Consider the following 12,559-nt stretch of genomic DNA (forward strand, 5'->3'; position numbering starts at 1 on the left):
TACTTGCCGAGCCGAATCCGGTCGGCCGCCTCCTTCAGCTTGCGGATCGCCCGGGTGAAACGGGTTAAATACAGTAAGCCGAGCAGCACGCCAACCGCCAGCGCCGTCGCTCCCGCACGCCAGAACAACAGCCGGATATCCGTTAGAAAATCGCGGTCCGCCGCCATCGAATACCGAATCTGCACAGCGCCGATTCGGCCGTCAGGCCCCTGCAGCGGAGCGAAATAGCGGACGGTTAAGCCTGTCCGCTCATAGGCCGTCTGCCCGTCCAGCGCATAGGCAAGCGTATCCGAGACGTCCGGCGCCGCACCGCCGGCAAGCGGCACCGAATTGCCCGCTTCCTCGCCGTTCCGGTTATACAGCACAACCTGCGTGCCCGTAAGCTGCCCGAGCTCCACCGCAAGCGCGCTCCCGTGACGACGCATGAACGTGAGCGGCTCTTCGCGCTCACCCGTCACATACGTCTGCCGAACGCGGATTTCGGCAAGCCCGCTCTTCTGCGAGAGCTCATCTTCCATGTCACGCAGCTGCTTCCGCTCAATGCCTTGCAGCACGAGCACGCTTAGCGAAGCGACCGTCAGCGCAAGCAAGATGGCGATGAACAAGCCAAGCTTCCAGCGAATGCCGATTCTCATGAACGTCTCGCCGTCCCTTTGTAGCCGACGCCGAACACCGTCTGCAGCAGCGGCGCATGCTTCGGTCCCAGCTTTTTGCGCAGCCGTTGAATATGAATGTCTACCGTCCGAGTACCGCCTTCATAGTCGATATCCCACACAAGCTCCAGCAGCTCGTCCCGCGAGAACGCCCGCTCCGGCCTTTCGAGCAATAGCGCCAGCAGCTCGAATTCTTTCGGCGTCAGCTCGATCGGCTTGCCTTCGCATGTCACCGTACGGCTGTCTCTGCGAATGACCAAGCCGTCGATCTCCACGCCCGGCGGCGAAGCATCTGCCCCGCTTCGTGCCTCCAGTCTGCGCAGCAGCGCATTGGTCCGGGCGAGCAGCTCCCGAATGTCGAACGGCTTCGTCATGTAGTCGTCGGCGCCCAGCTCCAGTCCAAGCACTTTGTCAACGATGTCGTTCTTCACCGTCAGCAGAATAACGCCCGGCCGGCCTTCCTGCGGAAGTCTTCTGCATACGTCGAAGCCGCTCAGCTTCGGCATCATCACGTCAAGCAGCAGCACATGCGGATGAAAGCTCGCCACGGCGGAGAGCGCCTGCTCGCCGTCTGCGGCGACCATCACCTCGAACCCTTCCCGGCGCAGCGCATAGGCGACCGCGCTTGCGATTCCCGGTTCGTCATCCGCCACTAGAATACGCGTCGTCATCCGAGCATTCCTCCTTAGCAAAAAACGACGCAGGCTGTCCGCCGTCACGGCAGCCGTCGTCGTTATGTCATTCGTCCCAATCGTCCGGGAACGGAAAATCAAGCTTATCCGCCTTCAGCAGATTGCATTCGCTGCAGGCGCATACGCAGTTCATCGGCGTCGACAATCCACCCTTCGACTTCGGCATCACATGGTCGATCGTGTCGCCGAACTTGCCGCAATAGCGGCAGACGTAATTGTCCCGCTGCAGAATAAGCAGACGGAAGTCGCTCTTCGTATACAGCTTATGAATAAGGCGCGGATGAATAATGCCCGCCGCTCCTTCGTTCACCATCCGTACCGCGATCTCCTTCTCGATCTCGGTATGCCAACGCTTCCCGGTCTCGCGGCGTCCCCGCAGCCGGATCATGCCCGTGCCTTTGTCGTTCAATATCGAGGAATCGTAGACGAACGGCCCTTTGAACGGTACGATCCGCTTGTTCGGCGGCCTTACGGCTGGGCGCTTCGGTTCCAGCGCCTCAGTGTCCGTCTCGGCGGCTCGTTTGCCTTTGCGGCGCCGTTTTCTTTTGCGCTTGCGTTTGGCCGGCTTCTTCTCCCCGCCATCCTCGCCGGCTTCTGCTTGTTCGCTTGAACTTACAGACTCGCTGTCCGCAGACTCTGCTTCATTCGTATCGTCGGAGTCAAGCTCATCTTCGTCAAATCCGGTGCCGTCTTCATGAGATGGAGAGGTTCCATCCGGCGCAGACGCCGTCAGCACCTTCTTCGCTTTCTTGCCGCGCTTCCGCTTCCGCTTTCGTTTCCGTTTGTGCTTAGCGGGCAGTTCCTTTTCTTCCCCTGCTTCAGGCCCGGATGACAGCTGCTGATGCTGAAGCTCATTGCTGCCCGCGTCCGCTGGCGCATCATCCGTTTCAGCGGCATCATGATCATGCTTCACCGCGCCGTAAGGGGACTGGTCAGCGTCCGCACTATCGTCCGCTGCTTCTTCTTCCGGAAGAAGCTCCCCGTTGGCGGCCCGCTTCTTCGCTTTGCCGCCGCGCTTTCTCCGGCGCTTGCGCTTCTTGCGCGGCTGCTCATCCTCATTCTCAACTTCGCCTTGTTCCCTGGCTGGCGGCTCCGACTGCTCGGCGGCTTCCGCGCCGCAAGCTCCGGCTTCATGCGCGGACTGCTGTTCCTCGCCAGCTTCTTGCATTGCGGCTATATCTTCAGCCGCCGCATGCTTCGCTTTGTTACGCCGGTTTCGTTTGCGCTTCCGCTTATTCTTGCGCGGCGCTTCGCCTGTATCGGCAGCATCGGCCGCATCTGCGGCCGATGCTGCTTCGCCTTCATGCGGCGGCTCCGCTTGCGGATCGTCGTCCGGCTCCGCCCCGCGTTCCCGCGCAGCCGCTTGTTCGCTTGCGGCGAGCAGCGCGTCCGCCGCGCGCTCATCCATATAAAGCGCTTGCGCAATTAATTGCGCGCCAGCGCTTTCTTGCGCCGACGCAGCCGGTCCGCCCGGCGATGCCGCATTCTCGGCAGCTGCCTTCAGCCGCTTGCGCGACCGCAGGCAACTGCGGCATATGCCCCGCCGCGACCCTCGCCCGGAGCGCTTCGGATACGATTCCGGCGGCTTCTCGCCGCTGCAATCGGCGCATTTTATCATATTCATGCCCATTCCCGCTCCGTTCCCCATTGGTGCTGCCTCGGACATTGACCACACCTAACTTTCCTTCATGTTAACCAAAATCCGGGCATACCGCAAGGAACGGCAGTCGTGCAATTGTTATTAAACCGCAGATGCAACTGCTCCACCGACGTTTGATACGTGCCTCGGCTAACGAATCGTAGAAGCGCTATTTGACGATATATCACCTATTCGCCGCTCTAACGAACTCCAGAAGCGTTATTTCGGGCTGAAGTGCTCGTATCGAGCCGATTTGGAGGAAATAAGAACGCCTCAGTTCGTTAGAATCGAAAACCCGCCTTATTCAGCCCAATAAGGCTTCTACGATTCGTTACACACCATGCGAGGCGCGCCAACCCAACATTCTTATGCCCGCCACGCCCTATATTCGCTGCTTTCCCTTCATTCAGACTGCCGATTATTTAATGGAAGTGATTAATCCTGCAACTTTTCTACTTATTTCGCGGTATTATAGAAATACCACATTTCATGATCGGGACAGGAGGTTGTCCTATGCGCGCCATTATACGTATGATGGGAATTATTAGTATGTTTATCGTTATCGTTTGCGCGCTTGCGGCGGAGCCCGCTCAAGCAGGCTTTTTCAGCCGGGTTCAAGATATTTACCAAGCACCGGACAAAATCGACGAGATCGAGCAGAAGTATAAGGAAGCGAACGAGGAACTATCATCCCAGCTCGAGCAATCGAAGCTGGCGACTGAAGAACTCGCCCGGAAACAAGAGGAGCTGCTTGCGCAAAATCAGCAATTGATGGATCAGAACGCAGCGATGCAGGCCGAACTTGATCAAGCCCGCCACAAGAAAGAAGCTTTTCAGCATAAGCTCTATACAGGCGGAGCCATAGTGGCAGGATTATTCGTCGCCTACTTCCTAGCGATCCGCATCTGGCGTTATGCATCCTGGCGCAGGCAGAAGCCGTACCGCGAAGGCGGGATCAGCGGATGAAAGTCGTAACGCCCGAACGGCTCGGTCACGTGCACGTCTCGCTCGATGAAGAGGACAAGCTTCATTTGCTCCATCCGAAGTCGGTCATCGCTTTTCAAGGCATGCCGCATCACCGGGAAGATCGCATTATGAATCTGGCAGGCATGTACCGCAAGCGCAAAATGATTCGTTCGTTGTTCCAAGGGCCGTCCGAGCTTGTCGTCGGTCTGCCGTCCGGTTGTTCGCTCGAAACAATCAAGATCGAGGAAAACAGCAATCTGCTGTTCGATCTGCGGCACGTTATGTTTTTCACGGACGGCATCCAGATGAAGACCATTATCCAAAAGCTGAAAAACGCTTGGATCACGAAAGAGCTCACTCGCATGCGGTTCACGGGACCCGGGACGCTCGGCATCATTACCGCCGGCGATCTCATGACGCTGCAGCTCCAGCCGGACAAGCCGCTGTTCGTGGAGGCGGGTGCGCTTGTCGCTTACCCCGGCACCGCGACACTCCGGTTGTCCGTGTACGGCAACCAGCTGGCCAGCCAACATATGAATGTTCAGTGGGAGCTGAGCGGCAGCGGCCCCGTCCTCATTCAGACCGGCTCTCGCGACGCTGAGTTGGAAGCCCAGCTCCAAGACGGCGGCTTGATCAAGCGCATTTTGCGCGAGGTGCTGCCTTTCGGAAGTGTGTATATTAAGTGAGGATAGTGTTCGAATGAACAAGAGCAATGACACGGCTGATCGTCAGCTGTCATTGCTCTTTCTTGGCATCCAAAGGTTGACGATTGTCTTGTTCAATGACATATCTCAATATGACCTTATTCCCTTCAAACACATAAATTCGGTTGCAGCTTTCACATCTCCATGCTTCGTGTTTGGGCTCAGCATCGTATATATTCAATAGTCCGTCATCAACATCCTCGGTTATTTTTGTACACAGCTCCCCAGGCAAATTTGTATTTTCCCGCCCCGTATCAGCTACGAAATTTAATAATTACTAGACTTATAGAATTATAGCGGGACGTAAATAAGCACCTGAAAATTACCCGCATGATCGAGGGTCATTTCAAGTGCTTAAAATTTGGTTTAAATTGCTCAAGCGCCGTTGCATTCCGCATTATGACAGGTTGTTTGCGTTTTTACAACTATTAGTTATTTTTGTTGGAATATTTGTAATCCAAAAGAATACCACAAGTTTTTTACATCGCATTTGTCAAAGGCTTATACGTAATCAAACTGAAAAATCTCGTTTCCCGTGTGCCGATCCACGTAAATGAACTTTTTCCCCAAATGAAATCTTATTAACTTCTGATCAGCAGATTGGTTGTCGGTTCCATCATATTTGGGTTCGATTATAAACTCACCAGTTTTATTAATGATTCCATACTGATCGCCCACAACAACATATGCTGTTCCCTCATAAAATTCCGAAGCATAATCAAAAAGAAGCGGAATTACTATATCCCCCATTTTATTGATATACCCCCACTTTCCATTAATTGCAACAGAACATAGGCCTTCGGAAAAATCATCAGCTGAATCGAATAGAGGTGGGATGACGATATCACCACTTGTATTTATAAAACACTTTTTCCCGGTAGTGTAGTACCTAGCAGGGGCCAGACCCTCAGCAAATCGCACACCTGCATTAAATAAAGTTGAGGAGATGACCAATTCTCCTGCTTTATTAATGTATCCATTACGTTTAGTCTTCTTATCTCTAAAGAACGCTAACCCGTGTGAGAAATTCCCGACTTCAACATTAGTGAATTGAAGCTGCACATTGCCCTCTGCATCCAAATATTGAATGACATCTTCAATCGTTTTTACCCACGCCCAACCTTCTGAAAAATGTCTAACTTGTTGATACACGGGTGGAATAATTACCTTATCCCACTTATCAATAAATCCCCATCCACTACCGCATTTAATCGGGCTAAAGCCTTCATTGAACCCGCCTACAACATCATATTTCAAAGGGATATTACCATTATCCATTGATATAAAACCTTGTTTACCATTTTTCTTAACTCTATAAAACGCCTCGCTACCATAAAAAGCACCATCAAACTGTGGGGAGACAACTACGTTTCCTCTCATGTCAATATAACCCCAAATTCTATTTTCGTGTATCGGGAACATACTTCTCACCTCGACAATAATACTCATGTTGCTGCCTTAAGAATGTCGACTATTACCCCAGGTATTTTCTTAATAACTCCCCCGGGGCCAGGAACAGGAATGGGTGTTCTTTGGCATCAATGATTTTAACTCAACCTCATGATAAAAAGCCGCCGCTTGATAAATATTGTCAAAATTTTTCCGTTTATTTTTATCATCATCATACCAGACAATATAATTTACAACGCCACCGTCAAACGAATAGACACTCATTTCGAATTCGGATTTCCCAAATTTTGAATTGGTCTCACCTATTGCCACTTTACCATATTTAAGCACTAGCAGCTAGAGAGAGCCATTAAAACTCCAACAAGTGAAGTCAACGGATAGTTTGATCAATTCTAGTTGTGTAAGCAAGTAGCGTGAACGGATCAAAAGCTGGCAACCCAATATAATGACAATGGGAAATTATTATTGTGAGCAGACATCTATCGTTTCCCTAATTCTCCACCACAATAGTGTTCCAGCACGAAATACACGCCTTACTCAACGATATAACCAACAACAACATTTTCTTAAATAAACCATCCCTTCCCAGAAAACAAACAACCCCCAAGGAGCATCGCTCCTCAGGGGCTGTAACATGGTTACTTCATTTCTCTCATCCATTTATTTACTCCTTACCGCCTTAACAAATCCCTCACCCGCACCGGTAATCCGGTGCGAATCGACTGATTCGCGGCGATGCCGGTCATGATCGACATCGCGCCGTCGCGATGCGAGGCAACCCGCTTCAGCGGGTCCGGCTCCGGGTCGCCGAACAGATCATTCAGCATCACCGGATCGCCGCCGCCATGGCCACCCTCAGCCAGTTCGATGTCAGCCGCATAAGGCGTGCCGAACATCGGGAATACGAGGATGCTGGCGCCTTCCGCCGCGCCTTCGAGCGCTTTGTCGCCGCCGCCGTTCACATACGACTGCTCGACCACCTTCAGTTCGATTCGGCCTCGGCTGCCGTTGAACGCGACGTTGAACCCTTCCCAGGGCATATACGCATTAAGCGAGTAGGTGAGAATCGCCTTGTTCTCGTACCGAACCGTGACGCCCATCGTGTCCTCGATGCTGATGCCGTCGCCGAATACGCTCTGATCCCGCTGGTAGCCGTCCTCATGCTCGGCATCCAGATACATCGCTTTGAGATTCTCGTTCTGGTCGAGATGCAGCGCGAACGGATCATCCTTCGCCGCCTCACTGCCGAACGCCCGCTGGTAAAAATGCTTCTCGCCCCGCATCTCCGCATTTTCCCGGCCATAGAAACGCAAATCACCGAACGCGAACACCGTCTCCGGATACGTACCGAGCCAGAAGTTAACCAGGTCAAAATGATGCGTCGACTTGTGGACGAGCAGTCCGCCCGAGTTGCGCTTATCGCGGTGCCAGCGGCGGAAATAATCGGCGCCGTGCTGCGTGTTCAGCAGCCATTCAAAATGAACCGAATGCACATCTCCGATCGTCCCTTGCATAATGAGCTCCCGAATGCGCGAATGGTACGACGCATATCGGTAATTGAACGTAACGCGCAAGCTTCGTCCCGTCCGTTCGACCGCTTCAAGAATCGCCCAGCATTTCTCATCATCGACCGTCATCGGTTTCTCCGTAATGACATCGCATCCCGCTTCCAGGGCGCGGATAATGTAATGATGGTGGAGCCGGTCGATCGTCGTAACGATCACCGTATCCGGACGCTGCTCCTCGATCATCTGATCGAAAGCGTCCGCTCCGTACGCCGAAACCGAGGCATGGCCGTATTTGACCTGCAAATATCGGTTGGCCAGCGCCATTCTCGAATAGTTAATATCACACAAAGCTTTCAGCTCCGACGTTTCCTTAAAATCACGAGCAAGCGCGCCATAAAACATTTCGCTCCGGCTGCCGCAGCCTACAATCGCATATGTTTTTCTCGCCTTCAAGCCGTATACCCCCTATGAGTTAAGCGTTCATGTAAGTGTATCCTTACTTATCGTAATGCAAGAATCGAATGTTTTCTTATTATAATCCGCTCTAAATAACCAAAAAGTGTGTTATTATGCTCGTAAAATCAAACAGCCGCAGCGAAGCTGCAGCCTGCACCCGGAGGAACCGTCTATGAACGAGCAGTATTTGTTCGTGGAACGAATCAAACGCAGCCATCCTTTCGCCATGTCGAACCAAATGGAGGACAGCTACGAAATGTACTATCTGCTGTCCGGCGGCAGGCGGTATTTCGTACGGGACCAGACTTATACGGTTGAGCCGGGAACGCTCGTGCTCATCCCTCCCGGCGTGATTCACCGAACGATCGATGCGCCCGGCGTGCCTGGACATGAGAGAATTCTGGTGCAGTTCTCGAACTCTTATATCGACCATGGCATGCACGTGATGCCGCTCCATCTGGAAGCGTTCAACATGCCGTCTCCTCTGCTGCCTTTCACCGGGGAAGAAAAGCTGCAGATCGAGCGGCTGCTCCATCAGCTATGCGAAGAGTTCAGCGCTAACCGTTCCGGACGCGAACCGATGCTGCAAGCGCTGATGTCGCAGCTGCTCCTATCCGTCGGGCGCGCCATGAGACAGAACAGCAGCCGCAACGTACTGCCGGATTCTGCGTCCTCTCCGTCCGAAGAGCGGATTCAGCCGGTTATCGATCATATTTTGGCGCATTGCGCCGAGCCGCTTGGACTCGAGGAGACGGCAGCGATGTTTTACTTCAGCCCGGCGCATCTAAGCCGGTTATTCCGCCGCTCGACAGGCTTTACCTATTCAGAGTTCGTGCAGCTCGTTCGCATCCGGAACGCCCAAGAGCTGCTCCGGACGACCGACCGGAAAGTACTCGAAATCGCAGAAAGCTCGGGTTTCGGCAATCTGTCCCATTTTCAGCATATGTTCCGCAAGCATGTCGGTATGACCCCGCTCAAATACCGTAAAGAAGTGCGGATTTAATCAAATCCGTACATTGTCCTCCCCTTCGTTCAGCCGCTATACTAACAGTAAAGGAGGGATTTACCAATGTCATTCACGCTTCAGATTGGACAGCAAGCGCCGGACTTCTCGCTGCCGGCTACGGATGGACGCACGTATTCGCTCGCCGATTTCGCAGACGCAGAGACGCTTGTCGTATTCTTCACTTGCAATCATTGCCCTTATGTAGTCGGTTCGGACGAAATTACGCGCGAGACGGCGAACAAGTTCGCAGACCGCGGCGTCAAGTTCGTCGGCATCAACAGCAACAGCGTAGGCACGAAGCCGCTTGATTCGTTCGAGCACATGGTAGAACGGATGGAAGAGCAGCGTTTCCCTTGGACGTACTTGCGGGATGAATCGCAAGCGGTCGCGAAGTCTTATGGAGCGCTTAGGACGCCTCATTTCTACGTATTCGACCGGGATCGGAAGCTCGTCTACACCGGACGCGGCATCGACAATCCGAGAGAATCGGGCAAAATGACGGTGAACGACCTCGACAACGCACTAACCGAGCATACGAACGGCTTGCCCGTCACGGTTCAACTGACGAACCCGATCGGCTGCAACGTCAAGTGGGACGGACAAGAAGAGCATTGGATGCCCGTTGAGGCATGCGACCTGGTGCTATAAATTAATCTTCACGCAAAATATAAGGGATGTTCTTAGCCGGCTCCGCGCCGATAGAAGAACATCCCTTTTTATTGCGAACCCTTGCAACTCCCTATTTTCTGTTAAATTTTTGCTAAAATCACGATTCTCCGCCACCATTCGACAGACTTCGCGCTGAATAAATCCAATAATTATGAACGTTGTTAAAATATCATAATGATAGGGGATTCATAATGAAAAAGTTATTCAGCGCATTATTCGCAACCTTGCTTGTGGCCTCACTGTTCTTCTCTTCCTTCGCAGCCGCGCACGGCGTCAAGACGCCTCCTGCGCAAAAGTCCTACGTCGCGCTCGGTGACTCCATCTCGTACGGCTACAATCTAGGCCCGAACAACGACAATCCGTCCATCTTCGCTTTCCCTTACTTGCTCGGTGCGGCAGCAAATCTGAAAGTAACGAACTATGGCGTTCCGAAGATGACTTCCGGGCAGCTGCTTACCGCCTTGCAGACAGACTCGGCTTACATCGCTTCCCTGCAAAAAGCGGACTACGTTACTCTTAACATCGGTAACAATGACCTGCTCGGCGCACTCAGCGCTGCCCGTGCAGCTGACGGCTCCGTCGATCCGGTAAAACTGCAGCAAGCGCTTGGTACGATTGTTCCCGCGATGATCGTCAACATTAAGAACTCGATTCTGGAGATTCGTAAATATACGAGCGCTCCAATTGCAGTCTACAACATCTACAATCCGGCTCAAGTCGAAGATCCGATGCATGCTCAATTCACGACGCTGCTGACGACGGTTGTCAATCCGAATATCGCAGCCGTCGTTAACGTATTGGCTCCATACAACGTTACACTGGCGGACGCTTACTCCGCTTTCGGCGAGAATCAGAAGCTGCTCGTAAGACAGAACGACATTCACCCGACGATTCTCGGACAAGCGGTTCTCGCTTCGATCGGTTTCTCGGCACTGAAGCTTAGCCTTCCGACCTACGGCAAGTAATCTTGATCTTCCTTTTATGCAAAAAGGGATATCCGGCATCGGCGGCAACAGCCGCCTATCGGATATCCCTTTTTTAGTCATCATTCGTATCTCTCGCTGAAGATTATGCAGGTTGGCCGGAAGCCGATACGGCTGCGCGGATCGCTTGGTCGAGATCCTCGATAATATCCTCGATGGCCTCGGTGCCGATCGAGAGACGGATGAGGCCCGGCGTTACGCCTGCCGCAGCCTGCTCTTGCTCGGAGAGCTGCTGATGCGTCGTGCTCGCCGGGTGAATAATGAGCGACTTCGAATCCCCAACGTTCGCCAGATGCGAGAACAGCTGGACGGAGTCGATCAGTTTGCGTCCCGCGTCGAGGCCGCCGCGAATGCCGAAGGTCAGAATGGCACCTTGACCGCGCGGCAAATATTTGAGCGCCAGCTCGTGGGAAGCGTGGCTCGGAAGTCCGGAATAGCTGACCCATTCCACCGACTCATGCGACTCGAGGAACTGCGCAACCGCCAGCGCGTTCGAGCTGTGGCGTTCCATACGCAGATGAAGCGTCTCAAGCCCCTGCAGCAGCAGGAAGGAGTTGAACGGCGCCAGCGATGCGCCGAGATCGCGGAGCAGTTGAACGCGAGCCTTAATGATGTAGGCGATCGGACCGACCGCTTCCGTATAGACGACGCCGTGATAGCTTGGGTCCGGCTCTGTCAGACCTGGGAATTTGCCGCTTGCCGCCCAGTCGAACTTGCCGCCGTCGACGATAATGCCGCCGATCGACGTACCGTGTCCGCCGATGAACTTCGTCGCGGAATGAACGACGATATCCGCGCCATGCTCAATCGGACGAAGCAGGTACGGGCTCGGGAACGTATTGTCGATGATGAGCGGAATGCCGTTGTCATGCGCAATTTCGGCTACCGCTTCGATGTCGAGCACGTCGCCTCTCGGATTGCCGATCGACTCCGCGAAGATCGCTTTCGTATTCGGCGTGATGGCCGCGCGGAAATTTTCCGGATTGGAGGAATCGACGAATTTGACCGTAATGCCAAGCTTCGGCAGCGTCGTCGAGAACAGATTATATGTTCCGCCGTACAGGCTGGAAGAGGAGATGATCTCGTCGCCCGCACCGGCGATATTGAAGATCGAATAGCTGATCGCCGCTTGGCCGGAAGCGACTGCGAGAGCGGCTGCGCCGCCTTCGAGCTCTGCCACCCTTTTCTCGAACACGTCGCTCGTCGGATTCATAATACGCGTATAAATATTGCCGAATTCCTTAAGGCCGAACAGATTAGCTGCATGCTCGGTATCCCGGAAGCCGTAGGAAGTTGTCTGGTAAATCGGGACTGCGCGCGACAGCGTCGTCGGATCAATCTCTTGGCCGGCATGTACTGCCTGCGTCTCGGGGCGCCACTTCTTCTGCTCGTTGGACATGAATAACAGCCTCCTAATGAATGATGATTGGGATAAATGGGATAGTTGCTTGCTTGCAATCCGCGGCAACGGTCGAACCGCTCGCACGAACTGCTACAGCTGCCGCCCGTATAAGCCAAAAAGACGAAATCTCAGTGCGCCTTTATCGGCCATTCATCGATTTCGTCTCCAGTGTAACCGGTCAACGGAATATTCAGTGTTCATTGGGGCTAGTACGGCAGCACAGCCTATCCACATTGTCCGGCAAAAGCATTGTGAATGTCAAGTGTTGGCATTTGCTTCAGTTCAGTGCGCGGCAGTAACGGTATGGAACTAATATATGCCTGCTCTGCAGCCTCCGTGCGTTTTATTCTGAATATTCCGATTGAATATGTTGGATAAAGATCGACTTAGGCCATATCCTAGCGAGTGGCATCCAGATGTTGCGGAAAATAAGAGTCCCCGAAGGACTCTTATCCGCGCGCTGCCCATCAT

General features: G+C 53.3%; 10 protein-coding genes and 1 pseudogene. 5 read left to right on the top strand and 6 right to left on the bottom strand.

Going from position 1 to position 12,559, the window contains the following annotated elements:
- The 3 genes and pseudogenes from PKO01S_RS27285 to PKO01S_RS27295 all read right to left on the bottom strand — a co-directional run.
- Positions 1–635: pseudogene (locus PKO01S_RS27285) on the bottom strand (sensor histidine kinase); the annotation flags it as partial.
- Positions 632–1,324: a response regulator transcription factor gene (locus PKO01S_RS27290; protein WP_127534601.1), complete on the bottom strand. Its 693-nt coding sequence runs from the start codon at positions 1,322–1,324 to the stop codon at positions 632–634. The pseudogene PKO01S_RS27285 and the gene PKO01S_RS27290, both read right to left, overlap by 4 nt.
- A 67-nt stretch (positions 1,325–1,391) precedes the next feature.
- Positions 1,392–2,969, bottom strand: coding sequence for an HNH endonuclease (locus PKO01S_RS27295; RefSeq protein ID WP_164779805.1), 1,578 nt, complete (start codon positions 2,967–2,969; stop codon positions 1,392–1,394).
- A 528-nt stretch (positions 2,970–3,497) separates the two neighbouring features.
- On the opposite strand from PKO01S_RS27295, the gene PKO01S_RS27300 reads away from it, so the two are divergent.
- Together PKO01S_RS27300 and PKO01S_RS27305 are read left to right on the top strand one after the other, a co-directional pair.
- Positions 3,498–3,950, top strand: coding sequence for a hypothetical protein (locus PKO01S_RS27300; RefSeq protein ID WP_127534603.1), 453 nt, complete (start codon positions 3,498–3,500; stop codon positions 3,948–3,950).
- The gene (locus tag PKO01S_RS27305) at positions 3,947–4,636 is read left to right on the top strand and encodes an AIM24 family protein (RefSeq protein ID WP_127534604.1); all 690 of its coding nucleotides are present in this window, start codon (positions 3,947–3,949) and stop codon (positions 4,634–4,636) included. The genes PKO01S_RS27300 and PKO01S_RS27305 overlap by 4 nt, the downstream gene beginning before the upstream one ends.
- A 519-nt stretch (positions 4,637–5,155) precedes the next feature.
- Here the strand turns inward: PKO01S_RS27305 and PKO01S_RS27310 are convergent.
- The gene (locus PKO01S_RS27310) at positions 5,156–6,103 is read right to left on the bottom strand and encodes a WG repeat-containing protein (RefSeq protein ID WP_127534605.1); all 948 of its coding nucleotides are present in this window, start codon (positions 6,101–6,103) and stop codon (positions 5,156–5,158) included.
- 632 nt (positions 6,104–6,735) lie between these two features.
- On the bottom strand, positions 6,736–8,025 hold the full coding sequence (locus PKO01S_RS27315; protein WP_127534606.1) for a Gfo/Idh/MocA family oxidoreductase: 1,290 nt from the start codon (positions 8,023–8,025) through the stop codon (positions 6,736–6,738).
- 175 nt (positions 8,026–8,200) lie between these two features.
- On the opposite strand from PKO01S_RS27315, the gene PKO01S_RS27320 reads away from it, so the two are divergent.
- The 3 genes from PKO01S_RS27320 (at position 8,201) to PKO01S_RS27330 (ending at position 10,668) form a co-directional block, all read left to right on the top strand.
- Positions 8,201–9,031 (top strand): AraC family transcriptional regulator, encoded by an 831-nt coding sequence (locus PKO01S_RS27320; RefSeq protein ID WP_127534607.1) that lies wholly within the window; start codon positions 8,201–8,203, stop codon positions 9,029–9,031.
- Between the two features lie 66 nt (positions 9,032–9,097).
- Positions 9,098–9,682 carry a thioredoxin family protein gene (locus PKO01S_RS27325; protein ID WP_127534608.1) on the top strand — a complete coding sequence of 195 codons (585 nt, stop codon included), beginning with the start codon at positions 9,098–9,100 and terminating at the stop codon, positions 9,680–9,682.
- A gap of 212 nt (positions 9,683–9,894) precedes the next feature.
- Positions 9,895–10,668, top strand: a complete 774-nt coding sequence (locus PKO01S_RS27330) for an SGNH/GDSL hydrolase family protein (RefSeq protein WP_127534609.1) — start codon at positions 9,895–9,897, stop codon at positions 10,666–10,668.
- A gap of 103 nt (positions 10,669–10,771) precedes the next feature.
- On the opposite strand, the gene PKO01S_RS27335 is transcribed toward PKO01S_RS27330, so the two are convergent.
- Positions 10,772–12,085: a homocysteine synthase gene (locus PKO01S_RS27335; RefSeq protein WP_127534610.1), complete on the bottom strand. Its 1,314-nt coding sequence runs from the start codon at positions 12,083–12,085 to the stop codon at positions 10,772–10,774.
- Between the last annotated feature and the right edge of the window lie 474 nt (positions 12,086–12,559).

The organism is Paenibacillus kobensis NBRC 15729 (assembly GCF_004000825.1).
GTDB lineage: Bacteria > Bacillota > Bacilli > Paenibacillales > Paenibacillaceae > Paenibacillus_T > Paenibacillus_T kobensis.

Coding starts and splice junctions, on each gene's coding strand:
- PKO01S_RS27290 (WP_127534601.1), bottom strand. CDS start 1,324: ATGACGACGCGTATTCTAGTGGCGGATGACGAACCGGGAATCGCAAGC.
- PKO01S_RS27295 (WP_164779805.1), bottom strand. CDS start 2,969: ATGAATATGATAAAATGCGCCGATTGCAGCGGCGAGAAGCCGCCGGAA.
- PKO01S_RS27300 (WP_127534603.1), top strand. CDS start 3,498: ATGCGCGCCATTATACGTATGATGGGAATTATTAGTATGTTTATCGTT.
- PKO01S_RS27305 (WP_127534604.1), top strand. CDS start 3,947: ATGAAAGTCGTAACGCCCGAACGGCTCGGTCACGTGCACGTCTCGCTC.
- PKO01S_RS27310 (WP_127534605.1), bottom strand. CDS start 6,103: ATGAGTATTATTGTCGAGGTGAGAAGTATGTTCCCGATACACGAAAAT.
- PKO01S_RS27320 (WP_127534607.1), top strand. CDS start 8,201: ATGAACGAGCAGTATTTGTTCGTGGAACGAATCAAACGCAGCCATCCT.
- PKO01S_RS27325 (WP_127534608.1), top strand. CDS start 9,098: ATGTCATTCACGCTTCAGATTGGACAGCAAGCGCCGGACTTCTCGCTG.
- PKO01S_RS27330 (WP_127534609.1), top strand. CDS start 9,895: ATGAAAAAGTTATTCAGCGCATTATTCGCAACCTTGCTTGTGGCCTCA.
- PKO01S_RS27335 (WP_127534610.1), bottom strand. CDS start 12,085: ATGTCCAACGAGCAGAAGAAGTGGCGCCCCGAGACGCAGGCAGTACAT.